Annotated in this window: 30 protein-coding genes; 10 read left to right on the forward strand and 20 right to left on the reverse strand. The window is 58.3% G+C overall.

Annotation, left to right across the window (positions count from 1 at the left end; all coding sequences use genetic code 11):
* Window positions 1–255: 255 nt before the first annotated feature.
* The 7 genes from DM818_RS14205 to DM818_RS14235 form a co-directional block, all read right to left on the reverse strand.
* Entirely contained in the window at window positions 256–678 is a 423-nt protein-coding gene (locus tag DM818_RS14205; protein WP_153952886.1) for a hypothetical protein, read from the reverse strand.
* A gap of 474 nt (window positions 679–1,152) precedes the next feature.
* Window positions 1,153–1,419 carry a hypothetical protein gene (locus tag DM818_RS14210; protein ID WP_153952887.1) on the reverse strand — a complete coding sequence of 89 codons (267 nt, stop codon included), beginning with the start codon at window positions 1,417–1,419 and terminating at the stop codon, window positions 1,153–1,155.
* On the reverse strand, window positions 1,412–2,023 hold the full coding sequence (locus tag DM818_RS14215) for a hypothetical protein (RefSeq protein ID WP_153952888.1): 612 nt from the start codon (window positions 2,021–2,023) through the stop codon (window positions 1,412–1,414). The genes DM818_RS14210 and DM818_RS14215 overlap by 8 nt, the downstream gene beginning before the upstream one ends.
* Window positions 2,024–2,136: 113 nt before the next feature.
* Entirely contained in the window at window positions 2,137–2,436 is a 300-nt protein-coding gene (locus tag DM818_RS14220) for a hypothetical protein (RefSeq protein ID WP_153952889.1), read from the reverse strand.
* Between the two features lie 137 nt (window positions 2,437–2,573).
* The gene (locus DM818_RS14225; protein WP_172977355.1) at window positions 2,574–6,755 is read right to left on the reverse strand and encodes a 3'-5' exonuclease; all 4,182 of its coding nucleotides are present in this window, start codon (window positions 6,753–6,755) and stop codon (window positions 2,574–2,576) included.
* Between the two features lie 536 nt (window positions 6,756–7,291).
* On the reverse strand, window positions 7,292–7,726 hold the full coding sequence (locus tag DM818_RS14230; RefSeq protein ID WP_153952891.1) for a hypothetical protein: 435 nt from the start codon (window positions 7,724–7,726) through the stop codon (window positions 7,292–7,294).
* 328 nt (window positions 7,727–8,054) lie between these two features.
* Window positions 8,055–8,651: a hypothetical protein gene (locus DM818_RS14235; RefSeq protein ID WP_153952892.1), complete on the reverse strand. Its 597-nt coding sequence runs from the start codon at window positions 8,649–8,651 to the stop codon at window positions 8,055–8,057.
* Between the two features lie 250 nt (window positions 8,652–8,901).
* Here DM818_RS14235 and DM818_RS14240 point away from each other — a divergent pair, with 250 nt between their 5' ends.
* The 3 genes from DM818_RS14240 (at window position 8,902) to DM818_RS14250 (ending at window position 12,320) form a co-directional block, all read left to right on the forward strand.
* Window positions 8,902–11,373: an adenosylcobalamin-dependent ribonucleoside-diphosphate reductase gene (locus tag DM818_RS14240; protein ID WP_153952893.1), complete on the forward strand. Its 2,472-nt coding sequence runs from the start codon at window positions 8,902–8,904 to the stop codon at window positions 11,371–11,373.
* Between the two features lie 93 nt (window positions 11,374–11,466).
* Window positions 11,467–11,838 carry a hypothetical protein gene (locus DM818_RS14245; protein ID WP_153952894.1) on the forward strand — a complete coding sequence of 124 codons (372 nt, stop codon included), beginning with the start codon at window positions 11,467–11,469 and terminating at the stop codon, window positions 11,836–11,838.
* Between the two features lie 326 nt (window positions 11,839–12,164).
* Window positions 12,165–12,320 carry a hypothetical protein gene (locus tag DM818_RS14250; RefSeq protein ID WP_153952895.1) on the forward strand — a complete coding sequence of 52 codons (156 nt, stop codon included), beginning with the start codon at window positions 12,165–12,167 and terminating at the stop codon, window positions 12,318–12,320.
* Window positions 12,321–12,834: 514 nt separating this feature from the next.
* On the opposite strand, the gene DM818_RS14255 is transcribed toward DM818_RS14250, so the two are convergent.
* A complete protein-coding gene (locus DM818_RS14255; RefSeq protein ID WP_153952896.1) occupies window positions 12,835–13,278 on the reverse strand; it encodes a hypothetical protein in 444 nt (147 codons plus the stop codon).
* A 233-nt stretch (window positions 13,279–13,511) separates the two neighbouring features.
* Here DM818_RS14255 and DM818_RS14260 point away from each other — a divergent pair, with 233 nt between their 5' ends.
* A complete protein-coding gene (locus tag DM818_RS14260; protein ID WP_153952897.1) occupies window positions 13,512–13,790 on the forward strand; it encodes a hypothetical protein in 279 nt (92 codons plus the stop codon).
* Here DM818_RS14260 and thyX read toward each other — a convergent pair.
* The 8 genes from thyX to DM818_RS14300 all read right to left on the reverse strand — a co-directional run bounded on the left by thyX (window position 13,787) and on the right by DM818_RS14300 (window position 19,589).
* Window positions 13,787–14,434 carry an FAD-dependent thymidylate synthase gene (gene thyX, locus DM818_RS14265; protein ID WP_153952898.1) on the reverse strand — a complete coding sequence of 216 codons (648 nt, stop codon included), beginning with the start codon at window positions 14,432–14,434 and terminating at the stop codon, window positions 13,787–13,789. The genes DM818_RS14260 and thyX overlap by 4 nt on opposite strands.
* Window positions 14,435–14,457: 23 nt before the next feature.
* Window positions 14,458–14,661 (reverse strand): hypothetical protein, encoded by a 204-nt coding sequence (locus DM818_RS14270; protein ID WP_153952899.1) that lies wholly within the window; start codon window positions 14,659–14,661, stop codon window positions 14,458–14,460.
* Window positions 14,654–14,911: a hypothetical protein gene (locus tag DM818_RS14275; RefSeq protein WP_153952901.1), complete on the reverse strand. Its 258-nt coding sequence runs from the start codon at window positions 14,909–14,911 to the stop codon at window positions 14,654–14,656. Before DM818_RS14275 ends, DM818_RS14270 begins: the two co-directional genes overlap by 8 nt.
* Window positions 14,912–14,929: 18 nt before the next feature.
* On the reverse strand, window positions 14,930–15,211 hold the full coding sequence (locus tag DM818_RS14280) for a hypothetical protein (protein WP_153952903.1): 282 nt from the start codon (window positions 15,209–15,211) through the stop codon (window positions 14,930–14,932).
* Window positions 15,208–15,807, reverse strand: coding sequence for a hypothetical protein (locus DM818_RS14285; RefSeq protein ID WP_153952905.1), 600 nt, complete (start codon window positions 15,805–15,807; stop codon window positions 15,208–15,210). Before DM818_RS14285 ends, DM818_RS14280 begins: the two co-directional genes overlap by 4 nt.
* 104 nt (window positions 15,808–15,911) lie before the next feature.
* The gene (locus DM818_RS14290) at window positions 15,912–16,682 is read right to left on the reverse strand and encodes a homing endonuclease associated repeat-containing protein (RefSeq protein WP_153952907.1); all 771 of its coding nucleotides are present in this window, start codon (window positions 16,680–16,682) and stop codon (window positions 15,912–15,914) included.
* Window positions 16,683–16,882: 200 nt separating this feature from the next.
* Complete coding sequence (locus tag DM818_RS14295) at window positions 16,883–18,670, reverse strand: hypothetical protein (RefSeq protein ID WP_153952909.1); 1,788 nt, start codon at window positions 18,668–18,670, stop codon at window positions 16,883–16,885.
* A 40-nt stretch (window positions 18,671–18,710) separates the two neighbouring features.
* Entirely contained in the window at window positions 18,711–19,589 is an 879-nt protein-coding gene (locus tag DM818_RS14300; protein ID WP_153952911.1) for a hypothetical protein, read from the reverse strand.
* 40 nt (window positions 19,590–19,629) lie between these two features.
* Here DM818_RS14300 and DM818_RS14305 point away from each other — a divergent pair, with 40 nt between their 5' ends.
* Entirely contained in the window at window positions 19,630–20,082 is a 453-nt protein-coding gene (locus DM818_RS14305) for a hypothetical protein (protein ID WP_153952913.1), read from the forward strand.
* 265 nt (window positions 20,083–20,347) lie between these two features.
* On the opposite strand, the gene DM818_RS14310 is transcribed toward DM818_RS14305, so the two are convergent.
* Window positions 20,348–21,628 (reverse strand): orc1/cdc6 family replication initiation protein, encoded by a 1,281-nt coding sequence (locus tag DM818_RS14310; protein WP_153952915.1) that lies wholly within the window; start codon window positions 21,626–21,628, stop codon window positions 20,348–20,350.
* A 710-nt stretch (window positions 21,629–22,338) separates the two neighbouring features.
* Between DM818_RS14310 and DM818_RS14315 the strand changes: the two genes are divergently transcribed.
* The 5 genes from DM818_RS14315 to DM818_RS14335 all read left to right on the forward strand — a co-directional run bounded on the left by DM818_RS14315 (window position 22,339) and on the right by DM818_RS14335 (window position 25,101).
* On the forward strand, window positions 22,339–22,560 hold the full coding sequence (locus tag DM818_RS14315; protein WP_153952917.1) for a hypothetical protein: 222 nt from the start codon (window positions 22,339–22,341) through the stop codon (window positions 22,558–22,560).
* Between the two features lie 30 nt (window positions 22,561–22,590).
* Window positions 22,591–23,013, forward strand: a complete 423-nt coding sequence (locus DM818_RS14320; RefSeq protein ID WP_153952919.1) for a hypothetical protein — start codon at window positions 22,591–22,593, stop codon at window positions 23,011–23,013.
* Window positions 23,014–23,081: 68 nt separating this feature from the next.
* The gene (locus tag DM818_RS14325) at window positions 23,082–23,924 is read left to right on the forward strand and encodes a ParA family protein (RefSeq protein WP_235907970.1); all 843 of its coding nucleotides are present in this window, start codon (window positions 23,082–23,084) and stop codon (window positions 23,922–23,924) included.
* A complete protein-coding gene (locus DM818_RS14330) occupies window positions 23,917–24,282 on the forward strand; it encodes a hypothetical protein (protein WP_153952921.1) in 366 nt (121 codons plus the stop codon). Before DM818_RS14325 ends, DM818_RS14330 begins: the two co-directional genes overlap by 8 nt.
* Before the next feature lie 195 nt (window positions 24,283–24,477).
* Complete coding sequence (locus DM818_RS14335) at window positions 24,478–25,101, forward strand: hypothetical protein (RefSeq protein WP_153952923.1); 624 nt, start codon at window positions 24,478–24,480, stop codon at window positions 25,099–25,101.
* Here DM818_RS14335 and DM818_RS14340 read toward each other — a convergent pair.
* The 3 genes from DM818_RS14340 to DM818_RS14350 are packed head-to-tail and all read right to left on the reverse strand — an operon-like array spanning window position 25,098 to window position 26,451.
* A complete protein-coding gene (locus DM818_RS14340; protein ID WP_153952925.1) occupies window positions 25,098–25,709 on the reverse strand; it encodes a hypothetical protein in 612 nt (203 codons plus the stop codon). The two genes, DM818_RS14335 and DM818_RS14340, sit on opposite strands and share 4 nt — an antisense overlap.
* A complete protein-coding gene (locus DM818_RS14345; protein ID WP_153952927.1) occupies window positions 25,709–26,107 on the reverse strand; it encodes a hypothetical protein in 399 nt (132 codons plus the stop codon). Before DM818_RS14345 ends, DM818_RS14340 begins: the two co-directional genes overlap by 1 nt.
* Window positions 26,108–26,148: 41 nt before the next feature.
* Entirely contained in the window at window positions 26,149–26,451 is a 303-nt protein-coding gene (locus tag DM818_RS14350) for a hypothetical protein (protein ID WP_153952929.1), read from the reverse strand.
* Between the last annotated feature and the right edge of the window lie 31 nt (window positions 26,452–26,482).

The raw sequence follows: 26,482 nt of genomic DNA on the forward strand, positions 1-26,482 counted from the left end.
CCCTCGATGGAGCACCCACGCGTCGTGATTGCGCCAGACCCGCAGTTCGGGCAATTCTCGTCAGGCGCCATCAGGTGAGACACCCCCGACACGAAAAGTGGTTCTCAGGTTCTTCTACGCCAGCGAGACAGAGTTCATCGACAGGAGTCCACTTGTCGCACACCTCGCATTTGGAGTGGCGCTTGAATCGTGGACTGTTACAGTGACACTCGTCGCGAGTCAGTCCACACCAGGTGCAGCGCTGCTCGTACTCAGTCATTCTTCTACCTCCCTGACTTCGTACGGCGCGAACTCCGGGACATCTTCAGTGAGCGCCTCGACCTGGCGACGTGCGCCGTCCTTGTCTGGCTCTGTCACGACGAGCTCGCCATCACTGTTGTACACTTCCCAGACGATCTCGTCGTACTCTGCCGGCTCGACCGTACAGCAGGACGGTTCGTCGATGATCTCGAGGCCGTGCATATGCCCGACAGTGACACTCTCACCGTCGACGGAGTCGAATGCTGACTGGACGCCCGTGAGGAGCGTCTCTGTATCGCCGTCGTCGATGACGATTGTGTTGTCTGGACTCTCGTCAGCTGCCTCTGCAACCTCGACTGCGAACGCTTCGACCGGAGTGAGCTCACTCTCGGTGGGCCGATCAACTGTTTGATCTGATCCGCGAATTTTCCCTGACATTAGACTAATGGCTCATACTGAACTTCGTTGACTGCCGAAATCGACCGTATTCCAACGTCGAACACGCGCTTACACGGGAGGCAGGATGCACGACGGACGTTGTCTTTTTCCTGCGAGTCGAAGTGCCGGATGACAATCGCCGTGTCACGATGGCATCCGGTGGTCTCACAGGTCGCCGGCACATCGTCGCTCTGAACGACCATTACCACCACACCCCGTCGGCATCGATGGTTCCTGTGTGGCCACAGTCGGTACAACGGGCGGTCGGCTCACTACCCGTCATTCGTTGGCCAGCAGCTGGCTGGATGATCTCGAACGTCTCACACGAACACTCCGGACAGGCACAGGTGTCCATCTCCGTCAGTTTCGTGATTCCACAGTTGGGACACATCGGGTTCGACCGGCCACTGTGTTCGAGGTCGTGGCTGGTCCCACAGTTGGAGCATGAGTATGCCGTCAGCTCAGTAGCGTCGCTCAAAACGGGATCGCCTCCTGTGCGTTCTCCGTGATATCCTCGAAGACAGCGACGATCGCGCCTTTGTCTCGCCCGAGTACACTCCCGATCTTCTTGGCAGTCAGATCATCGTACGAGACATCGTTCTCGGTGGCGTACTGCTGTTTCGCCTTCGACGTTGCAGCGGAGGCGTACGGGGTAGCCTTCCCGTAGAACGTGTACACGTCACACGGTACATCGACCGTCTCGATGGTCCACAGCTCGTCACTGTCGACCGAGTCAGACATCGTAGCCCTCCTCGTCGCTCTGTGATTTCGCGTGTTCGAGACTAGCATGCCAGTCTGGATGTTCACTTCCGCTTGCAGTCCCGAACCGACTCACGTCGTTGGAGTCGATTGCTCGGCGGATCTTCGCGACGAGCATGCCAGCACTGGCTGGATGTAGCCCGCCGAGTGCGCGAAAGGCATCATCGATGTTGTAGTCACCAGAGTCCGTGTCACTGACAGCGAGGACACCGAACAGTTCTGCGACGGTCATCTCTTCTGCGACATCGGGGACGCCAGCTGCAGGCGACGGATCGCCAGTCTCTGGGAATGCTGGCAGCTCTCCGTCGGGGAAGAATGTATCTACGTCGACGGGACCAGCGACCTCAACGAGTTTGACGGTGACGATCTCACCGCCCGCTAACTCAACCTGTGTCTCATCGCCACCAATCAGAGCCTCCGCTTCAGCCGGCTCCATGTGCCACTCTGAAGCAAGCTCGTCTCGTGCCCACTCCAGATCATGCGTGAGAATTGTCGTCGGGGGTGCCTGTGGGTTGTCAGGCATGTGCATCGTAATCGCGAACAGCTTCGACTCGCCAGCTGTCCGGTCAGTCTCTGCGTCACTCATCGGTGACCACACAGTGTGTTTGTTGGAATCACTGTACGCACATCTGTGGGTGTGACATACTAATATCTACCGGGAACGAGCCATATGCGACTGCGAGATAGTGTGCTACCCGTTCAGATTTCGTCGTGGCGCTCCAGGTAGAGAATCTCCTCGGGGAAGAGCCACTTCTCCTCGCCACCGTCCTTCACGTAGATGAGGCCCTTCCCACCGCGAGCACTCGTGAAAACGTGGCTGTGGGTCGGGCTGATGTGAACATCGGCTCCCGGCTCGGTGTTCGGGAAATACGCGTGGATCTCGGCGCCTGCCTGAATCGCTTCAGCAACGAGACTGGCCTTGTTGCCGTTGAATCGTTCGGGTTTGACTTCAGACCGGTCTGGAATGTCCGCTTGTGCGAACGCAGAATCATCACTCATGCGACGAAGGCGGTGTGGCGGTCCACACCAATTGGATGGACAATATTCACGACGACATCGAGGCGTTCCAGCGCCTCACTCACTCGTAGAGGCTTGGGGTATAAGAATATTATGCCATCAGCTTCATGAGACAGGAGTCACCCCCACGCGCCGAGCGTCGACTGTGACCCTTCGGTAATCGTCTCGTCCCAGTCTTGCCCCATCGTCACGAGGATACCATTCATTTTCCCACGCAGCTCCTTCTCGACGATCTCGTCGAGATCGATGACGAACTCGTCCGGGAGTCGGTCCGGATTCTCGACAGCCAGTCCGTCGATCTCACGCCCGACCTCCGGTGGATCAGGTCGACCATCGATCGGGTAGTCTTCATACTCGTAGACCGCTGGGTACTCGTCACCGCGAACCTTCGCGATGGGCACCTTCTTCGGCTTCGACCCCTCGCCCAACTCCTCCCAGAGGAAGTGGTCGTTCGCGTATTTCGCTCCGCGGTACGTCGGCCCCGGTGTTGCTACGTAGCGCCCACCGTTGGCCTCGTCTGTCTCGGTCACCTCGTAGTTGCTGTCTGCCTCGAGTTCTTCTGTGTCCTTCCAGCCGTATTCATCGAGTGGCTTCGAGACACCCTTCGGTCTGGCGAGCTCCGATAGTGGTCGCTCACCGGTCTCGACCTCGTCGACGAGTTGGCGCAGGAACGGCTCGATATCATCGAGCGGGTCACTCGACAGCAGGATATCCGTCAGTACCTGGAGCTGTGCCTCCTTCGTGATCGGGGCCGTGTCCGACCGGACGTATTCGAAGCCGGTGATGTCAACGTTGTCCGTTGGGGTGCTATCCGCTAACGGTCCATCCTCGTAGGTGCCGTAGTCGACGGTCTGCTCGTGTTTCAGCTCGCTCAGGTCGGCCGAATCAGCGAGGGCGTCACCCGGATACTCGTCGGCATCTGGCGTATCGAGCCACCCATCATCGTCATCCCAGACGAGATGTTGGGCGTACCGCTTCTGGACACCGGTCGTCTCTGGCTCATCGGCGTCGAGGTCCTGCATGTAGAACAGCCTGCTCGCGAGACTTTCGAGCTCGACTGCCAACTCGTGTTCATCTTCCGGTGCAAAGCCGAACCGCTCTTGGACGAACTCGTCATAGCTCACCTCGGTGAATTCGACCGCTTCCTGAGCCCACTCGTGTGCAGTCTTCAGGTCAGGCGCATTCGGGATCGACGTTGTGCAACTGTCTGTGTCCCCACCGACCAGTGTTGCATCATCGTCATAGTTGTCGTTGAGGTACTGCGTGAACTCATTGGCAGTGTGCTTGATAGTCATTCGACCAGCGAGGGTGATACCCTCTGCAATCTTCCGGTTGTACAGACGGAATCCCTTCCCGCCTGCTGAGTTGCTGTCACCCAAAACACCGTAGACGCTCTGCCCGACCCACTGGAAGCGTCCATTTCGGCCTGCAAGCAGTGTATGATTATCCTCGACGGTGACACAGTAGACGCCATCGTCGCGGGTGGTTCGGCTCACCGACGTGTCAACAAGGAAACCGTCATTACTGTCTCTGATCGCGATTTCCCACGCTCCATCACGCTCGCCGACGCGTGGCTTCACACCAATCTCAACACAGAGTCGGACGAAATCGTCCTTCAACTGGTCGCTACTAGTGTAATAGATACCGTGGTCGTCACCATCGCCCAACATCATCGTCTCTAACAGCAGCTCCTTCTGGTCGTGTGAGGCTTCCGCAAAGACGAACTCTGGGATCTGCTTGTTCTTGCTTCCTGCACCACACAGTGAGTCGAACAGTTCTCCATAGATAGCAGACCCGATGCTGTATCCTTGTTCGTCGATAGACGGCTCTAATCCCATCCGCTTGTAGAGTGCATCAAGGCGCTCGCGCCCGATATCTGTCTCTTGGGCGATGTTCCACACAGCTGTCTCTTCTCCATCAGGCCAGTAGACACTACCTTCGGTGATGTGCCATCCGAGTAGCTCGATGAAGTCATCGCCATCGAACTGGTATGGTCGGAATGTCGACCCATTACCACTAGGATGACACAGCCTGATGTCTGTCGACAGTTCCTCTAACGCCGACTGGTGTTGCTCGAACGTCTCACCAGCGAAGATGAACCCATAATGGTAGTTACTGCGCTTCTTTTCGCACCCATCTGGTAGTGATGAGCGGAATGCATGCCCGTGGCAGTCATACTCAGTAACGACATCGAACGACCCAGAGTCCAGGTGGTCGGTAATGTCAACTTCGTCGATCCCATCTCCATGGTTCATTTCCCAGTCATTGCATAGTTTGTAGTAGCCACCATCTTCGAGGTTGCCGGCCTCAACGAAGTCGAACGTATCTGTACCGTGCTCACGGACCAACATTCTGTGGTTCGGCGTCACCTGGAAGTCGGTACGGACTGTGTCGATATCGACAAGGTCACCGTCATAGTCGTCGTATGCGTGAACGTCTGTGACCGGCTTTTGCTCTACTTCCTGCGTTTCAGGGTCGATGGAGTAGACCATGTCGCCGACAGACAACTCACGGATATTGCTGACACCATCTGGTGTGATCACGTCTGTGTCAGGAGTGAAACAGTTGGTGACGCGTTTCACAGCCGAATATAGGTCCCCCGAGTAACGATACTTGAGCTCGATGAGTTCGTCGATCGTATCTCGGATGAACGACTCGCTCACGTCTGGCTTCAGCACATACTCCCAGTCGATCTGCGCATCGAGCATCTCACGAACGCCACCGCTCTGTGACTTGACACCCTTCACGTCGTCCGGATTGACATGGGCGGTCCCCTCAGGAACGTCCGATGGGTCAGTCGTCACGATGTACGGCTCACCCTTCGGGACGACAGCAAAGTCCCGATTGTCGACCGGGAACCTGTACACATCATCCTCTGTGTACTCCGAGGCGTCTAGTTCTTCGGGTCCACCAACAATCGTCTCCTCGCCCAGATTGAACATCGAGAGCGTGGACGGGTAGAGAGAACTGAGATCGGGGTATACGCAGTTCTTGTGGACTCCCGGAAGAACATCGAAGACGTGGGCCCCATGATACACAGTCTCCTCGGGCTCCTCGTTCGTGGGCAACCCGAGCCCCTGTTCGTGGGCACGCCGGAGGAACAGCGTGTCGAGCATCGGGCCGTTGTTGTTACAGGTGTCGTACAGGGCCCCCGTCACGTCACGGAGATTCTCGTAGAGGCTGACGAGGCCGGTCTCCGACTCGATCTCCTCGGTCGCCTGTGTGTCACGGATCGAGTAGACGAGGAACTCGATCGGCTCCTCACGGCGTGCCTCATCGAGCTCGTCACCGTCGATCCCAATCTTCCCGACACCGAGCTCTGCTTCGGCAACAGCATCGAGCCCGTAGGACGGCAACTGACGGGACTGCGTCTTCTTGTAGGCATCGAGCATATCGAGCGTCGACCGGCCAGAAATCTGATAGCCGACCTCCTCGTTGCCGTTGTACTCGTCTTTCCAGACACCAGGCACCGCGTCACCGACCGACCAGTTCGTGATCCCCCGCGCCTGGACCTGATACGAGCGAGAGATCATGTACGGATGGTCGAAGTAGTCGGAGTTCCACCCCGTCACGATGTCCGGGTCGATGGCGTCGAACCATCGGTGGAAGTCGTCCAACATCGCCGTCTCGTTGTCGAAGATGTGGACATGTTCACGCCCGATGTCGGCATCGAACCGTTCGTTTGCACCCGCAACGACGTCATCGACCAGCTCATCTTCGTCGGGCCACGCCTGATGTGAGAGTGCCCACAGATGCAGCTGGTCCTCGTAGCTATCGTGTGCAGACACAGCAGTGATCGGCTTGCGAGCGCGCTCTGGATCGGGAACGCCACCACCATCGGTCTTCACCTCGATATCGTACGTACACACACGTGCGCTCACATCGGGAGCCTCGGTCGGGCTGATCTCCTGTGTCGTCGCCGGCGCTCCAGTCTCGTCGACAGGGCAGTTGTGGTACGTGAAGCTGTCACCCTCGGTCGGCACCTCGAGTCCGCGGTAGATCTCCGTCGAGATCAGGAATCTCCGGACGAACGGAACGTCGCCCTCGAAGTCGTCGTCGATAGCGTCGCGCAGCGGGTCGTGACGCCCACTCTGTGACCCAACGTGTGATGGCTCGATGGCGTAGATGGTCGCCTGTGCGTCGCCTCCAAGCGTCTCGCTCGGGTCGTCAGTGTGAACGACGGGTGTGTCACCAGCCTCGCTGAGAATCTCGGCGATCACCTCGGGGCTCGTATCCGGCTCGACCGCGTCGATGATCGTGTGCCAGTCAGTCTCGCGAAGGTCCGTCTCGACGGCGTACACACGCCGGTCGTTGAGAACGTGCAGTGGGTCGGCAGCGAAGGCGGATGCCAGCGTGTGGAAGTACGGTCGAAATCCACTGACGGTGATGTTACGTAGTGTCCCATCCGCCCGCCGACACCGAAGGTACACCTCTGGTGTAGGAATGCGGTACCCACTCTCGACCACCTCCGAGTGTGCGTCGATCAACAGTAGCGACTCCGTGGTATCTGGAGCCTGTGAAACAGTCTCTCCAACTGATGCGCCTAAATCCATGCGACAGTGTCTGTCCCGATGGCAGACTGAGCGCCTCTGACAGCATCAACCGTACTGACGTAACGTACAAGAACCTATCGACTATCTATTCACCATCGGACAAATCGGTAGTGGACTGGTCTCCATGAACCGAGTCCGTCCTCACCGATGCTTCCCCTCAGGAAGGCCCAACACAGGCCTGGCTTGGCACGTCCACACAACGTCGCGCTGGAGCCACCCAACGGTCAGTTGCCGGGACGCAGTCTGTTGTATGCAAGCGATGTTCTTGAAGATTGGGGAATCGGCTACGTTGGGTCGCTTGTTGAGACAGTAATCGCGATGTCGAATGTCGTCTGTGATGGTGTGAAGACGATATCTGCACCCATCATGACGGTCGCGAACGTTGTTGTTTCGAGTCGTGGGGCACGCGGACCACTGACAGGTCGCTTCGATTCGAGCTGTGCTGTTGTTTCATAGGATGCGGTAAGCCCGACCGAGATGACTCTGCCATGGACAGCTGTGTACTGGTCGATGAGTTGGACTGCTGGCGTCGTCGCTGCAAGTGTGTCCAGTTCGATATCGTCACCGTCGAAGCGCAGTCCATCCTGGATCGTATACATGATCTCATGGACCTTTTCAGTACAGCAGTAGTCCAGGAGCTCGGAGCTGAACGAGTCGATCGGGCTTCCCGCAGAGAATGAGACGAGTTCACGACCGTTGGTATCGGTCTCTGCAGCCATGTCAGTCGCGTATTCGTATTGCGTTTCTGGATCTGGCGGGAACGACATGCGACGAGTGGCCGGTCCGACACCGACCACACGGGTACCTCATGGGGCTAAAGTGGTTCGTGACACAGTTCCGGCGCTGTACGACAGGCCGAGTAGCGTTCGGCCAGACGCAGTAGCTTCCATCGCCCACCCGTTCCGGCAGGCTTTGTGTTGCCCGTGAGGGGCAATGCAGTGACTCGACCATAGGCAAGTGCCCGTAGGCCGAAGTCCAGACCAGGGAGTCGAACCCTCGCCCACGGCGGGCGTTCCGTGTGTAGTCTGGTGCGACAGTGGACTGCAGTCAGTTGCCGAGTGCGCCGAACGTCTCCTCGATATCGGTGACGCGTGCTTCGATGTCGTCGACGCGCTCGACGACGGCAGCAACCTGCGCTTCGAGGTCGTCCATGCGTTCCTCGACGATCGACTCCAACTCGGCTTCGAGATCGTCGAAGCTCTCCCCATCGACCGACACCGCGATCTCGAAGTCTGGATCGGCGGAAGCCTCGCGTGTGGTCCGAGGCTGTAGCTCGTCTGGACGAGACTGGACAGCGTCGGGCTGGACGCCTCCCTCGCCAGACTCCTCTTGTGCTGCAAGCTCAGCGAGTTCGTCCTGGCCTGACTGTGCATCCGATTCGTCTGGCTCTGCTACTGGCTCACCACGGAGCACTCGTTGGAGGTTGCGGAGACCCTCCTTTGCCTGCCTCTTGAACATTTGATCACCATCTGGACCGCCGGGGTGGCCGACGACGAAGCCTTTCTCCTCCCCGGAATCGTCAGTTGCGACAACCTTCACAGCAGTCTCCGGGCCAGCTGTCTGGTGACTCTCCACGCGATCGATGTCGATCTCGAGGAAGTCAGCCTGACTCTCGACAGTGTCCTTGACTGAGTTGATGTCCACCATGCGACGAGACGGTGTGTGTTCAGACAGCGGGCTGTGGGATACTCCCACAGCGTCCACCCACGTGCAACCGATGTGGACCGGGCATCCACACTCACACGTACATTCTTGACGCACTTGTATATTGGGGGAACCATACCGGCCTAAGGCGTCCGTCCCGACTACCGATTGGGTGCCCGCAACTGGCCGGGGGCGTGTGGTTTTTACTCCCCCAGCGAGTAAACTCGTTTCCGTAAGGAACATCTTGACCATGTCAGCAGAACCTACACTAACTGTCCCAACCCTCTCCGAGGATCCCGATGCACCGACTGAAGAACGACTCACTCCCAACGTCATTCACGGGCTGGTCGACCGGTATGCCCAGTATGACGAGAACGGCGAGGTGATGGAAGACTGGGATGATATCTTCCATCGCGTTGCCAAGAATATCGCCGTAGCAGATGCGATTCACTCCACCGAGACCGTCTACGTCGAGTCTGACGTACTCGCCGACTGGGTCGACCGTGTCGACTGGGACGACCAGAAGGAAGTCGACCCGCGAGAGCGCTTCTTCGCACGATCGAGTGCCGACTCGATTGTCGACGGTGGAACCGTCCGGCACGAGCTCGTCGAAGAGCTTGGCCCGTACGTGTCTGCCGAGAACCTTCGCGAGTATCTTCCCGCAACGGTCGAGCAAACGTTCGATGCCCAACGTGAGCGGTATGAAGAGCTCATGCGTGCGCGACGATTTATGCCGAACTCGCCGACGCTGATGAACGCTGGCACGGAACTCCAGCAACTCTCTGCCTGTTTCGTCGACTCGCCGACTGACGACCTGACCGATATCGGGCAGACGCAGACCGAAGCAGCCGAGATCTTCCACTCTGGTGGAGGCATGGGATATGCCTTCCACAACCTCCGTCCAAACGGAGCGATGGTATCCCGTGTCGGTGAATCGTCCGGGCCGATGCCGTTCATGAATGTCTTCAATGCGAACTGCGGTGCAATCCAGCAGGGCGGACGTCGCCGTGGTGCCCAGATGGGCATCATGCACGTGCAGCACCCGGACATCGGGCGCTTCGTGACTGCCAAGCGTGACGAAGATTCCCTCTCGAACTTCAACATCTCGGTCGGCATCACCGGAGAGTTCCGCACGGCAGTCGAGAACGACGAACAGTACGTCCTCTACGACCCAGAGTCGGGGCTCCTCTCTGAGAACCCACGCGCACAGGATGCGCTCGTCGAGATGCTCCACTTCTACGATCCTGAGTTCGAAGACGCCTGGAACGACGAGCGTGACAAGCCCGGGATGGGCCTCGACGGGAAGGTCGTGAAGGAGAACTTCTGGCGCGACCACCAGGAGAAGATGCAGGACCCAGAGGCGTTCGATCAGTTCCGCGATCGGATCAACATCGAGGAAGGAGAACCACTCACGCTCCCGGCTCGATTCATCTGGCGCTGCATGATCGACGGGGCCCACAACAACGGTGAGCCGGGCCTGTTCAACATCGAGTACACGAACGAAGAGCACAGCTTCGACATCGATGAACACCCAGAGATGGCTGTTCACGCCACGAATCCGTGTGGTGAGCAGCCGTTGATGGACTACGAAGCATGCAATCTCGCACACGTCAATCTCTCGCTGCTGGCCAAACCCGACCGACCGATGTGGTCGGAGTTCGACGTGGACGCATACAACTCGACCGAGGAAGCCATCTCGCACTACGTCGAGGAGAGCGTCGAGGTCGACCGGCTGCGTGCGATTTCACAGGACGGGACGCGATTCCTCGACAACGTCGTGACGATGTCACGGTTCCCGCTTCCAGAGATCGAGGAAACGGTCCGGTCGAACCGGAAGATCGGGCTCGGCCTGATGGGCTTCGCACAGCTGTGTGTCCAGCTGGGAATCGAGTACGGGAGCGGAGCGTCGTACGCCCTCGCATCCGAGTTGATGCGACGTATCGACCTCGCTGGAACCGAGCAGTCGACGCAGCTCGCAGCCGAGCGTGGTGTCTTCGAGAACTACGAGCAGTCGAAGTACGCCGACCTGGAGTCTCACCCCGAGTGGGCAACAACCCACGCCCATCAGTACATGGGCGAAGTCGACAGTGAGCTCCCTCTCCGTAACCGTGCGATTACGACGATCGCGCCGACCGGGACGACCTCGATGATCGGTGACACGTCGGGTGGCTGTGAGCCGATCTACAACGTTGCCTACTACAAGAACGTCTCCGACGATGTCCAGGGCGACGAGATGCTCGTCGAGTTCGACGACTACTTCCTCGAGACGCTGGAGGCGAATGACCTCGATGTCGATGCCATCAAGCAGGAGGCAGAGACGCTGATGGAGAACAACGAGTTCGACGGCCCGTCGGATCTTTCGACCGTGCCTGACGAACTCGCCAGCGCGTTCACGACGACTGCAGAGCTCTCGCCAGAACAGCATCTCCGCATCCAGGATGCGTTCCAGGCCTTCTGTGACTCGGGCATCTCGAAGACGTGTAACCTTCCGAATGACGCGACCGTCGACGACGTTGAGGATGCATATCTCCTCGCGCTCGAGCTCGACGTGAAGGGCATGACCGTCTACCGTGACGGCTCGCGAGAGAATCAGGTCCTCACGACCCGACAGGACAACAAGCTCGATGATGAAGATGCAGAGCTCATCGAGGAGGTCGAGGAGGCGCTGGCGGACGATGATGACGACGACGTTCGCGAGCAGCTCGCACAGCTGGCTAGCTAAGCCACGCTGACTGCGACCGACGTATCGTGCAGTACTGACATTCGCTGTTCACTCGCAGGCCAATCGCTGATTGGCATCCACCATACCCCATACATGAGTACCGACGTGACTACAGATGAAGTGAGTATCGACCCGAATCAAGCAACCATCAGTGAGCTCGAAGCCGACCTCGAATCGACCGAGCTCACTGCAGCCGAACTGGCCGACATCGCAGCCCTCGAAGAAGCAGGCAAGAACCGAACTGGCGCACTCGAGGCGATCGAAGCGACCGAGCCGGTGGCCGAGACGCCTGACGAGCAGTCCGACGCTGGCGAGACGGCGCGAGTCTTCACCCTCCAGGGAGGCGAGTATCGCGTGAACTGTCCGAACTGCTCGACGCCCAATCCCATTCCGACGGACACGGCCCCCTGTGTTGGCTGTGGAGCGGAGTTCGAGATCGACGCAGTCCCAGCGGGTGATGCCTGATGGCGGATGAGTCTGTCTGCCCCGAGTGTGGAAGTCGGAATTACCGACACCAGGGAGGCTGTAAGCTCTGCCCGGACTGTTTCTACAGTCCGTGTAAGTAGCACCGCTCGCTCACCGTTTTGTCGCAGTTGTATCGGTTACAAATAATGGACCCGTGTCGTTGAGACGGGTCCTACACCCCACTCTAATCAACCGTGGCATCCACTATCAGCGCTGTCCTCCCGTTCCTTGTAGCGTCAGCGTTCGCGTTCGCACTCGGTGTCGGACTCGGGCTTCTCGTCGGTGCTCGATCACAGCCGAACCGGCTTCCGAGTGTGCGGATCATCATGGCATTCGCCGTGACCGCGATCTGGGCCATGTCGGTTGGGTCTGATATAGTGATCGCGACGTACTCAACTGATGTCCTTGTTCACGGCATCATGGGTGCCGTTACAGGGTTCCTCTTCTCGGAAGAGGGGTTAACGGTCAACCTCGGCAATTGAATAGTCAGCTTATATGTCCCACTCAAAGAGTCAGAAGCGTCCAGCACGATTCGATCGTCGATATGTACTAACAATCATCCTTACCACGATGATATTCATATCATTGGGAACTGGGCTTCCGATTCTTCTGGGCAGCATCGTCTGATCGGTTAGGACACTGCTGCTCGCTGGATATATGATGGTGCGTCGCCTGAACACAGTGCCCGAACGACGTGTTCAGTCGACGAGATAGCAACATACGCTGCCGGCTCCGGGCACGATTCTTTGTCGCATTCCAGTGGTGCATATCGCTCGCCGACAACGATGTACCGCTGATCGCTAAACCAGCAGATCCCGACTGTGACATCGAAGTCACAGTCTGGACACGTATACGGAAGCTCCTCTGTCACTGACTCCATCGGTGGCGCAGCTGTCGGGTCGAGCTCTGTGTGGCACTCAGGACACGTTGTGATTCCAGGCACGCCAGATTCGCTCGGGCCACGATAATCATACACCGTACATGGCCAGTCGTCACTCACGGTTTGATCTTGAACGCCGTGAACACCGACCGAGGAAGCCAGGCCTTCCCCGCTTCGTCGATGTAGTCATCGTCATCGCTGATGTCGAGCCGTTCGACAGTGTCATCAATCGATAGTTTGTCATGTCCGTACACATCGTTTTCGAAGATTGATATCTCTACGAACCACGCATCGCTGAAGAGCACTGCACCCTTGTCTGGATCGTCGTGCTCTACTGTCACGAATGCGAACGGTCGGCGCTTGTTGAACTCCTTCTGGGTGAACCAGCCCGGGATGTGAAGCAGCAACTGGCTCGACCCGTTGGTGTTTCGAACCCGCCATAGGTCCCACAGATCGAACGTCTGGTCTTCGGTCAGTGGCGGGGCTGCATCGTCATCATCTGGAATTTCTGTGAGTGCATCATACAACTGTGCGTATGATGTCAGTTCTTGGAACTCCATAGCGACGATAGCCGTTTGACGTACGTAATCCTTTGGGCAACGAATTGTATCGGACTAACTAAACATTCGACAACAGAGTATGAGTTTATACCCGTTTACTTTCACACCGGAAGGCGTACTACTAAGTCCCCTACTACTGTACGAACTGGAGTATGACCTCTGGGGGACGACCAATTCGGTGGAAGCTTGCATGTTGGATCGATGAGTTCAACGAGCATCGCTGGGTTCACGATGTGTCTATCGAAGTCGATGGGGAGTCGATGATCATGTGGGTTTCAGCGCCACATGAGCCGATGGAGTTGGTTCGCGACATCATCAACCATGATGAATTCGAGAACAATCTGTTCCAGATCTACTCGGACCGGGTGACAGAGCGACACGAGGACGTCGACTTACTCCCGGGCGATACAACAGTCGTGCTCGGGATCGAGCTTGATTCCCGGTTCTACGCTGCCGTCGGTGGCATCAATGGCTCGATCGATCCCGAGCTTACCACTGGCGTCGCTGATTAAGGCGCGCGCAGCGAGTTGTTGTTGGTCTTTTCACGGTACACGCTGGTCGATTTGGGGGCCCACGATTCGAGCTCGTCCCACACTGCACGGGCAAACGTGACGGTCTCATCCTGTGCCTTCGCATTGTCGCGAAGATCGTCGAAGTGGAACAGTGACCGAAGGTTCGCAGAGAACGTCATGTTGACCTTCGTTCCCATCGGGAGCGCATAGCGGGCGTCCTCTGGCTCGACACCGTTCTCGATCATCCGTTGGTACGCCACTGCAGCATCTTCCTGCGTGAACTGCATGCGCGCCCGGTCTTCGTCAGTAACAGTCTCTGGGCGCTCGAACTCGACGGTCTCTGGCTCCGTGTAGCGGAGGCTCTGGACATCGAAGCTCATGTGTCGGTGTCGCGTCGCTTGTGCCATCACGACCCGACTGATGCCCTCAACGGCGAACACAGCTTGTGCGTGTTCGAACGGGCCGAAGTGGCCGGCCGACAGGAGCGATGCGAGGAACTCACGATGCTCCTTCGGTGTCCCGTCCATCGCATCGTCGAAGCTCATGTCGACGAGTGAGTCAGACATGTGGTCTCCACGTGCGCAAAACGCGACAGCCTCATCTGGACGCTCGGTACTGTACTCGGTCTTCAGTTGCACATTCATGCGACGATTGGTTGTCTGCTCCGTTACTCCGGCGAGACGTGGTACGAGACCGACTCGACGAGTAGGCGCACAGTCGTGCCACAGCACGTCGCCTTGGCGTAGATGGCTGGTGCATCGGGATACGACCAGTGATACGGTGTCTGGCACTCTGGACACCGCTCATCGGTACACTTCGATGGGTCAGCACCACCGAGCACCTCTGTCCATTCTTCCTCGGTCTCAGTCATCACCGACCACCATCCGATACGAGTCGCCGGTGGATGGCTCGACCGACACCAACCCGGTCGGGTGTGTGTCTTCACGAACGATCGACACTCCGACCGTGCCACCGTCTGTGGTGATGGTCCGGTCAGTCGGAGTGTCCATCGCCTCGCTCAGTGCGTCGAGCTGTGTTGGAGTCGCGCGGACAGTAACGTCGTCTGCCCCACGCTCCACACACTCGTCGATGATCGCGTCCAGGTCCGTTGGCTGTAGCATTGCGACACTGCCCGCCGGCTAGTTCTCGGTGACGTACGCGTCTCCATCGCTGACGGTGGCCGTGCGGGCCTCGGCCTCAACGGAAACGGTTCCGGTTTCGACTGCTGTATCGGTGACAACATCGTACGACAACACGGTTGTCTCATCTCCAGGGGTCGGGCTCGTTTCGACTGTGGTGACATCGAGCACATCCTGTGGAGTCGTCGACCCGTCGTCAACACCGAGGACAACACGATCTGGCTCCATGTCGTGTAGAGCGAGCTCGTGGATCCCGGTGAAGATGTCGTCGATGTCGATCATACCGACCCTCGTGGCTGGCTAATCGCTTCTTCGCCGACCAGTGCTGTCCCCAGTCCATACAGCTCCTCCGAGAGTGTCGAAACCTGCTTCTCGTCCGGATTGTAGATGTTCACGTCGTGGTTGGGGTACGGCTTCTCACGTGATTCACGCTCGATGATCTCGTCTGCAGTCTCACGAAGTTCTGCTGTTGACGATGCTAGCCCCTGGAGTTCTGCATCGATATGGCGATCGATCCGTTGGAACTGTGGCGCCTCAACACGTGCTACGAGAACCCGAGCGTCGGAAAATGCTGTCTCGACCCAGTTGACCTCCGCGTCGTTGCGCACACCGCCGAGGACGACGAGTGGGGACTCTACACGTTCAAGCTGCTGGGAGACACGAGACGTTGGGTACGACTCGCCGAAGAGCTCACGCTGGTGCTGGACGAAGTCCCACAGCTCGTCACTATCGGTCGCATCGAACGAGTCACTGTCGCGAGCGTCCGACCGGATGATGTCGCTCGTCTCGATCACCGGGACACCCATCGATTCGAATTGCCCCTGCACAACGCTCTTTCCGGCAGCTGGTGGGCCGGTCAGAATCAGGATCGCCTGCACGGACTCACTACTCCGTCCGTCAGGGACCCGCGTCGGATGTTGCATACCTCCCGTACAAGCCGTTTCAACAAAAGGCTGTTGTCCCGGTGACCAATACGCGCTACTTACTGCAGTCCTGCTTCTTCCTTTCCGCTATTCCACGAGCCAAATCGACGCTGAACCGCTTCAGGGCTCGCAAAATCGTCATCGCTCGCGAACAGCGATGCCGTGCATTTCCCGTGGCGTTCTTGACAGTCACGGAGTTGTTGGAGCAACTCTTCGCCCGAGTAGATCCGGTTCCCAGGTTGTGTATAATCCAACCCGGCACGATCTTTGGCCTCACTCCACGAGCCAAACCGCTTTCGGACAACGCCCGATGACGGGAGCTCGTCATCGTCATCGAAGACACGCTGGGTGCATTTGCCGTGCTTCTGCTTGCACAGCACCATCGCAGCCAGTAAGGATTCGTCACTGAACTGTTGCTCCTTGCCCGCGTTATTCTTCCGCTCATCAAGACTCTCCAAGCCCGCAGCTTGCTTTGCCTCACTCCAGGAGTCGAACCGGTCGATCACGACCGACGGTGAGACGAGATCATCTTGCTGCTGTAGCAACTGCGTGGTACACTTGCCGTACTCATACTCCAGTTGGCGAAGTTGGGCGAGGATCTCTTCGTCCGTGTACTGCTTACTTCGGCCGGTGTCAGAAGACAGATCTTCATCGATTCCAGCCTGACTCTTTGCTTCTGACCAAGAGCCAAATCGGCGAGCTATTCCGCTTGCCGAGCTGAAATCGTCGTCTTCATTGAACAGACGAGCGGGACACTTCCCATACCGCTCGTAGCATGTCCGAATCTGCTCGAGCAATTCCTCGTCTGAATACCGGTTCTGTTGCGACATACGACTACATACTGGCTTACACCATATAATTCTTGGGGGAAACAACAGTAGTGTATTTAAAATACGCACCAATTCGGTAACAGATTCTTCCGCATCGTCAATCAACGATTTGGCAGTCTATGGAACACTCACACCGATAGACAGGTGTTTTGCACGACTATTGTGCTACCCGGAAACGTGGAAGCGGGGGTCCCCGGTTTTTACGCTGTGTCAGGGATCGTGACACTGAGTTCTGCATCGACAGGCGTTCCCGATGCATCCGTCTCATGGATCGTTGCGAAGTCGATACAGCCTTTCGAAATCAGATCTTCGAAGGCGCGTCGGAGCTCACGCTTCGCGTTCGACTTCGAGGAGACCCACTTGTCGTCGTGATTCGGCTGGTCCCACAGCTCGTTGTCTGCATCGAGTAGCGTTCCAGTCACATCGCCGACAACCGGTGCAGGGTTGTCCAGAGAGGTCATGCCGAGGAGTGCCTCGATCGGAACATCACTCAGGTCCTCGATCCGCTCTCCGTCAGCTGTATCCGCGACACGCTCGCCGACGACACGTTCGACTGGCCCAAGCTCGACAGCTGGCTCCTCGTCGACGCCAGCACCGAAGTCGGAGAGGCCACCGGATTCATCGCTATCTGCATGGCTCGATCCGGCCTCGATATTGGCCTTCTTGAGAAGATCGTCAGCGTGTGTCTGGAGTCGGTCGCGCTGATCGTCGAAGAAGTCCAGGAACGAGTCGCCCGTCATCGGGTCGATCGTTCCCTCGAAGGCGGACTGGTATCGGGCCACGTTCGCCAGCCCGAGATCATCCCAGCCCAGGAACTCGTACACGGTCTCGTCTTTCCCCTCATGCACATCGACGATGTAGTTCTCTTTCAGGTCGCCGATGAGGTTCGTGAGCTCGGATTCCTTGACAGTCGGCGCATCGGACTCCTCGAGGAACTCGAGGATCGGCTTGACTCCCTGCACCTCGTTCATGTCGCCCGATTTCGCACGGATGGACTCTGCGAGGGCGCGTTTCTTGTCGTCGATCTCGTGTGTGGTGGCAAGCAGTGCCTCACGACACCGAAGGAGGTTCGCCACGTCCTGGGGCTCGGCAACCAGATACTCCTCACCATCGACCACCATCGTCTCACGGTTCTGGTAGTTCATCAGCGTGAACCCACGGATCGTGTTCGCCACCATCTGGTAGATCCGGTTGGCCTCACTCCGGCCGTGGGCGAAGATCGGCTTCACGACTTCCCAGCAGTCCCAGTTGAACTGCGCGGAGCCATCAGGGATGGCAACACGCTTCGGTGCGTTCGCTTTGATCGACGCGAAGTGTTCCTTGAGACGCTGCTCTCCGGCCTCGAACGGGTAGCCGTACTCGTAGCTATCTTCACCGAGCTTGATGTGTGAGTGATCGAACGCCATCGCGCCCACTGCTCGGTTCTTCGACTCCGACTCATGGATCGGGATTTTCAGGAGCCGGTCCCACATCTCCATGTCGGCGTCGTGTTGGGCATACAGGAAGCCGTAGACCTTCGCGTCGCGGTTGATCTCCTTCGTCGAGAAGCCCTCTTGTGCGCTGCCCTGCGTGACCTTGTACGACATCTCACCGTCGCCACCGTGGACGGATTTGAGGAACTCGATCAGCTCTTCGGGCGGTTTCTGCAGCTCGTCGAGCATGGCGAGGTCGGCCTCGTCCCACTCCTCGTCGTAGATCATCGACTTGGCCGATCCAGAGGTCGTCGCGTAGATATCCAGGTAGTGGAGTAGCTCCTTCGCCTCCTCGTACGTGTGCGTCTTCCCGGAGCCAGCCGTCCCGATTACGACAAACGAGAGGTAGCTCTTCGGATTCTCCAGCAGCCCCGTCGCGAGGGCAGCCATGATCAGTAGGAATTGCTGCTCGTTTCGGATCGTCCCAGAGCGAACGTAGTTGACGAGATCAACTGCGATATTATCATGGAGTTGATACTCCTCATCCCACGTTTCCTGGGGTGCGGTTACACTCATGCGACGTGGCCCACGGCAGTGTGGGCCGAGTGGTGGTCAGCTAGTCAGCTGACGTTGGCGTCAATGGCTCCCCTCGCGGGCTCTCACCGGACGGGTCAGTATCTGACGCAACGGTAAGTGGATTCCAGCTGATCTCCGAGTCGCCGATAAGGAGACTCACGATCTCATTCCAGCGGGCCGGGCTGGTATTCAGGTCGCGAACGTGACACCCCATGTTGTCACAGCGGAGTGGGCCACCGAGCTCGCGACCGGACGATGGGTCGTAGAGCCGGTCGCCCTCTTCGAAGTAATCGGTGAACTCACAGGGGAACACCGTTCCGCGGAACTCGACTTCCAGCGGAAACGCGGTGTCTGCAAAGTCGAGTAGTCGCTCACGGAACTCGTCGTCGGTTTCGACATCGCTCCACTCGGTTGCATCGGCCCATGGCTCCAGGTCGATGTCCTCCTCGATGCGGAGCATGGACAGGATGACCGGTGCGCCAGCATCGAGTTTCTGGTAGATCGTATCGCGGATGGCGAGCCACGAGTTATACGGCTTCGTCTTCTTGAGATCGAAGTCCACGCCGAGTTCACACTCGTTGCCGTAATCGTCGATCAGGTGTTGGAGGTCACCGTCGTCGGTCGTCGTGTAGTCGCCGTAGATTCGGTAGTCGACGGTACTGTCGACACCGAAGTCACGCTGGAGGAGGTCGACGAAGGCCCGTTCTGCCATCTTGCCCTCGATGCGTGCATTGACGAATCTAGTGAAGCCATCATCGCCATTGCGCTGATCGAGGCGGGCCTTCGGCGTCGAGTCGTCCCACCACAACTCCATCCCGTGACGGAGTGCTTCGGGAAGGACCGTCTGGTCCAACTCGATAACTGGCCGGTAGTCTGTTGTTGGGTCATACGTCGTTCGAGGCTTGCCGTGTGTTGACATCAGATGTAGTAGTTAGGTCACGCTGCAGTCGCGGATGAACATGGATCTCGACCGTATCTGCCTCGCCCGTTTCGGCACGCGAGAGTGGAGGCTCGTCCCCATCGAAGGGGTCAGTGCCGAGGAAGGAATCATGGAGTTCCGTAACGAGGCTATCGTCGAGGTCTGTCGTATCGATGACGAGGAAATCAACGACATCATCGTCATCGTGTGGGACTGCAGTGAGGCATCTGAGCTCGGGCTGTGGGGGAAGCGACGTGAGAACGTCACGGATGCAGTGCTCGGGCTCGCCGGATGCCTGAATATGGTCGGAGTCGATGAGCGTTGTCAACCCATTGGCCGACACGGATTGTTGCACATGAATCTGTACAGGGCGCTCTCCGCTTCGAGCGCCAGTCGCGACAACGGAGATGTCAGAATCGGTATGACGCCAGCCGAAACGATTTCGTTCGCTGATACGTTCCCATGTAGAATCGTCGACAAGCGCCTGATGTGAGACCACATCCTCGCCTGCGATGTTTGGGAACGCGTTTTCGTACTCGGTGTCTGGCGTCATCTGACTATCTGTTCAGAACGGATGCCCACACATAAACCTTCGCCACCTTTTATATACTGATGGCGTCCAATTCATGCATACACGGTATTCCGGGCGTCACATCGTAGCATAGCGAACGTGATACTTGTGCGCCGTAGTGGCCGATACGACACGTATATCGTGCCAACACGGAATATCTCGCTACCCACTCACCGTCCGGGGGGTGTTACTGTCCGTACAGCGTTGCGAGCTCCGGCGTCGAGTTGATCAGTCCCTCGCGCGTGTGCCCGACATCACCCTGGAGTGAGAACGTCCGGAACATCCCGTTGTCACCACCAGCCTGCTTGCGCGACTCGAGCAGCCCTGTCGTGACGTGCTTGTTCAGTGCATCGAGTGCCCGGTTGTAGCTCTTCGGCTCCGTCTCCGTGTCTCTCGAGAGTGTCTGGTAGACGTCATGGATCTCGCTCGTCCGGAACCACTCCTTGTCCGGGTTGTTCCGTGAGAGCCGGCAGATCGCAAACAGTAGCAGCTTCCCAGCAAGCGGTGTTCCCTTCACGAGATTCATCGCGATCTCGACCTCGACGAGCTCGTCTGCATCACGAACGTGCTGGGGTGTGACCTGCTCGTCACCCTGCTCTTCGGCGAGGTCGCCGGCCTTCCGGAGGAGCTGGACTGCCCGTCGTGCGTCACCGTGCTCTTCTGCTGCGAGCTCTGCCGTCGTCTCGATTGTCTCGTCCGCGAGCGCGCCCGCGCGGAATGCGTCACGACGATTGCCCAGGATTGCGACCAGCTGGTCGGTCGTATACGGAGTAAACGTGCGGTGTTCCGGCTGGAGGGTCGACTGGACGCGAGACTCGATGTCCCCACGGAAGTCCAGGTCGTTGGAGATCCCGATCGTCGTCACCGGCACCTCGACGCCGTCTTTCGACTTCGTCCGCGAGAGCGTGTAGAGGATCTCGTTGATCTCCGGGAACTTATCGATCTCGTCGATGACAACGACGAGTCCACCGGAGAAGTGCTCCTCGACGGTGGGCCAGAGCTTCTTCTTCCGGTAGTGCTCGGCCGAGAGCCCGGAGAATGGGACGTTGATGTCCGTGTCTGCCTTCGTGTTCACCTGCGTCGCAATCTCACGCCACGCCGACGTACACGAGCTCTGCGGGTCGGGATTGAGATAGACGCTCGCGATCGGGTCGTCCGTGTCGGCGGTGACGCTTTCGAGTCGCTCACAGACGTGGCGTGCCGTCAGTGTCTTCCCGGTCCCGGTCTCGCCCCACTCGAGCACGTTGTCGACACCAGCAGCGCCCGAGCGACGCATCTCACGAAGATTCTTCGCGAGGAACGTGATGTGGTCGTCTCGGCCAACGATCCGGTCGGAGCCGGGGATGTTGTCGACTTCGAGTAGTTCCTTGTCGGCAAAGACGCCGGCAGACTCGGCCTCGTCCGAGCTCTCGTCGTCGTCCAGTGCCAGCAGTTCGTCGACGGTCGATTGGCGCGTGTCCTCGCTCATACTACAGCTGTGTACACCCACTCACTAATAGGTGTCGCGTCCTCACGGTGAGTGGACCCAAACACACACCCCCCGTGCGGTGAGTGGGACGCCCCCCGTGTGGTGAGTGGATACAGACGAGACACACCGGAATCGTTCACGAACGGATTCAGTCGATGCGTCAGACACCCCCCACGCGGTGAGTGGTACTGGTCGATGTGAACGAGTGACATGACCCTCCCCCACCCCTGGTGGTGAGTGGTAGGGCATGGTGTGGGCCTCCGTTGGCGTCGGTGGTGGCGACCGGGCCGAGTTCGAGCCGACCCGAACCCCGCACTCGCTGTGTCTCGCACGGGTACGGTGCCGAACCACCGTACCCGCGCTGTACGCCTACTTGGTTGGCTGTTCACAACGAGGTATAATAAAGATACTGATAGCGGTGCGGTGGGGAAGCGGTGGTTGTCGCTGGGACGGGGCTGCATGGGGACGGCACCAGCTGTACCGCCTGGAATCGACCGCATCAACCCGTCTACCGCCCCACCGTCTGTATCGTCTGGCCGACCGTCGCCGGGTGTGGCTGATTTCGACTGCGAACACTGCTGCACAGGGTGCCCTACCACTCACCACCTGGGGTGGGGGTGTATGTTGTTCTGTTGACACCACGACGTTCGTACGAGATACGAACATGCAGACGCGACAGATTGACGGGATAGTCTCACGACCGTTCGCGTATGGTAACAGATACAGCTGTCAGGCGAGTGCAGCTCTGTTGTATCGCCATCACAGGCATCGTCTTGCTGTCCGTCTCCATCCTCGGACTCTACGACTACACGTTCAGTCCGATCGAGGTGACGGCACTACTCACGACGACGACCGTCTCGATGGCGACCTGCTGGCTCGGTAGCATCATCATCTTCTCCGACCGCTACCCGTCAATGGATGCGACGCACTAACTTTTTGTTGCGTTCGCTTCGCATACGCGTGTGTACAGACGAGAGCTGCTCTCGACGGTCGCAGCTGGCGCGGTCGCAACGACAACAGGTTGTGCAGCACTCCTCAATCGAGAGCCGGCCTTCGAGGCAGTCCGATACTCCTTCGCGAGTGAGGCGCCATTCCGATACAGCGTCGAGCACGACGGCCAGGTCGTCGATCAGGACACGTACCCACGCACGGACGGCCATTATCCCAACTGGACAATCTCGTACGACGAGGTCCCGAACACACTCACGCTGTTCGGCAGGCACGTCGCCGGGAGCGATCTCGATTCGATCATGTTCGAGGTCCAGGGCGCCGTCACGGTTCGTGATGGGCCGGAGAACTGGCAGCGGATCATGAAGCAGTGGGGCAACGGCGACCATACTGTCCAGGCGACGCTTGACCTGACGAGCTCCGAGCTCGATAGATAGCGTCTGACGAACACTTATCCCCGTTGCGTCTGTGGTGCAAGATGGACCATGCATCCCAGTGATTCCACATGACCGCTCGCGTCGCGATGTACTCCGCGAAGGGTGGGACCGGGAAGACGACAACGGCGATCAATCTCATGGGTGCCTGTGCTGCACAGGGACTCGATGTCCTCCTGGTCGACATCGACCCGCAGGGCAACGCAACTGAAGCGCTTGGCTTCTACGACGAGTGGGACGCCACGGCGCCAACGATGTTCGATGTCCTCCTCGATGGTGCTGACCCGGAGCCACTGCTCCTCGAGCACGAGGAGTGTACCGTTTTGCCCTCGAACATGGACCTCCTCACGATCGAACGTGAGCTCGCGTACGACCACAAGGCCGACAAGCCGGTCCTCTCGTATCTGGACCAGGCCCTCGCGCAGGTAGACGACGAGTTCGACCTGACGATCATCGACTGCCCACCGAGCTTTGGCTTCCTGACCGACTCGGCACTGTATGCAGCCGGGTCGGTTGTCATTCCAGCGCTGGCTGAATCGACGAGTCAGCGTGCCGTGGAGCTACTCTTGAAACAGATCGTCCGGCTCGAGGGTGAGGTGAACGCCAAGGACTCCCCGGATGCGTACGACCCGCTGCGCGTCGCCGAGGTCGCTGCTGTGGCCAACCGTGTCGAGACGACGGGCGATGCCGAGCGAATGGTCGAGTGGATGCAGACGACGTTCAGCGGAACGCCAGTGTTCGAAGTTCGAAAGCGAGTCGCCCTCCGTCGCGCGATCGAGAACCATCGGTCGATCCACGCGCACAACGAGTCGTGTGACATGGAGTCAGTGTACGACGACCTGGCCGAGACTGTTCTCGACCACGTCGGTATCGACCACCAGACAACCGAGACACCACAAATCTCCAATGAGTGATGATGAATCAGCCGACGACGAGCGCGCACAGGATCTCCAACAACTCCGAACCCGTGACCGAGGAACGGACCAGTCAACGACCGAGTCGACCGAGTCGAGCGACGACGAGCTCGAACCGGTCACACAACGCAACCACAGTACGTTCTATCTCTCAGATGAGATCCTGAACGCACTGGACGGGTCGCGCAAGGAACTCGAATATCTCGCCTCGAACGAGTTCCCCGATCTCGATCTCGAGAAGAATCGCCATCTGCGCCCACTGGTGATCCTACTTGGGATCGAGCAGCTGGAGGAGATGGACATCGAGGATGTCATCGACCGGCTCGAATCTGACGACCGACTCGACCCGGTACAGTAGCCGACGCGGTACTCTTTTACTATCGGGCAGGCTAGTGGTAATTGCCTCCACAGGAGGCTGGAATCACTGATTGCGGACGGGGTGGTGCCCGTCTGCTATTCCGTTTCTGGCGATGCTACGTTGTGAGCAACGGCGCTCGTCTGTGTGTAACCCGGTTCAGCAATAATTATGTGCCACCGTATGTATACGACGCACGTGGATACTAGCAAACGTTCGTATGTCTTGGACTCACCATCCGAAGCTGAAATCAAGCGCGTGCTTGATGAAATCGAGCTCACAGACGCTGTGTCGTCCTTTTCTGTCGAAGTCGAGTATGATGGCTCGATGTTTCCTGAAATAGCCGAATCGGACACTGACCAACCCGCTGATTCTGATCCCAGTCGCACTACTGAAACGTCGACAGACCAATCTGAAGAGACAGAACCATCTGTCGAGGAGATCGAGACCGACGATGTCGATTCGATCTCACTCAGTCCTGGAACGCAAAAGTGGCAGCTCGCAACGGTGTTGTTCCACGCTGAAAGCAATCCGAAACCGCGTGATATCACCTCGGCACTGAACGGGAGCTCATGGGAGATCCCACAGGGCAGTGCGTATCATGCACTGAGTCAACTCGTCGAGCTCGAAGTGATCGAGCGGGGCGACAGTTCAACGTATGAAATCAGTTCGCGTGGCGAGCGCCTCCTTCGCGATCGGTGCCGTGGCGACAGTAACGCTGGACTGGGTGTTCCTGATGATGTCTGGACAGGCATGGAACAGATGGATATCGTCAACAGTGGGCCGAGTGCCCAGCAAACGCAAGTCGCGTCGGCTGACTAACTGTCGGGTACCGTTACGATCGCCACGTCGCCATTCTCGTAGACGTTCTCGTAGCACTCCACAGCAGCCTGCACGACGTCACCAGCTTTCTGGTAGGTGATGGAGTCGGTCGTCAGGATGTGTGGCGTCACGATCCCGTCAGCTGACGGTGTGCCTCCAAGCGCCCCTGTGTTGTGATGTACCATGATATGCTCGGGGACGTACAGTTCTTCCTCGATTGCTGCTTCGAATTCCTCGGGCGCTGGGGGTAGATGGATCGAGATCTCGCTGACATAACGGCTCTCTTCGTGCTTCGAGAGAGCCGATTCGTTGCCAGAGATGCTTGAGTTTGTGATCGCGTTGATGTGATCATCGTTACCGTAGTCTGGCCAGACATCGATATCTCCGATACGGAAGTCCGTCGTCTTGCGTCGTTTGCTGACGCTCTCGATGGGCCCGAACCCCCGGATGCGAGCAATGAGGAGCTGCCGTTGGACGTACTCGCGATAGATCGTGTCGTGGGCCGTACACTCGTCACAGGTGAGCGAGTGTGCTAACCGTCGCTCGGTACTCTCCTCGTCTGTCGTGTCGATACGTGCGCCACAGTCTGCGATTGATGTTGTCGGCATTAGTATAGCACCGTCTCGTTGTTCTCGTCTTCGAACTCCTCGATCGAATACGGCGATCCCGTCTCGATCGCGATATGCGCGCGGTCGTCGCGAATGTCGACGAACCAGACATGGAAGTCCGGCTCGACCGTCACTGCTCGCCCGACCTCGACACGTCGCTCGCAGTCAAGGACGGCGTTCACTCCCTCGCGATCCTGTCCACTCCCATCGAGGATGACCTTCTGGACGTGGATCGTCGTTTCAGGGGCGACTTCGTCGATCGTGACCTGCCACTGTTCGGTATTGCGTCGGAGCGACACCGACGCGCCGGCAGTGAGCCACGAGTCGCCATCGAGGAACGAAACCGTATCCGCTTGCGGATCATTCAGGTCGTCGCCTCCACACCCGGCCAGTAGCACACTCGCTGCGCCACTGATTCCGGCAAGATACTGTCGCCGATTCATGTTTGTGCGATGTGCTTGATCGCCAGTGAGATGTCGTCACCTTCGCCCTCGAACTGGGTGCCAGCGATGATCTCACCGTACCAGCACGGTTCTCCGGCATTCATCACCAGTGCGTACTTGCCCGATGCGTGATTGCACAGCTGCTTCATCGTTCGCTGTGGATTCTGTACCTCGTACGGGTCGATGGTGACCTCTGCGTTCCACCCGTCAACGTCGTAGCGGAACGGGCCCTCGTAGTGGTTCCACGCCTTGTCGGCAAGGATGATCACATCCGTGACGACGTCTGGAACGTCAGTCATTGCTGGATCGCCCCAGCTGCCCGCAGTGGTA

It is taken from the genome of Halosegnis longus, assembly GCF_009663395.1.
GTDB classification, from domain to species: domain Archaea; phylum Halobacteriota; class Halobacteria; order Halobacteriales; family Haloarculaceae; genus Halosegnis; species Halosegnis longus.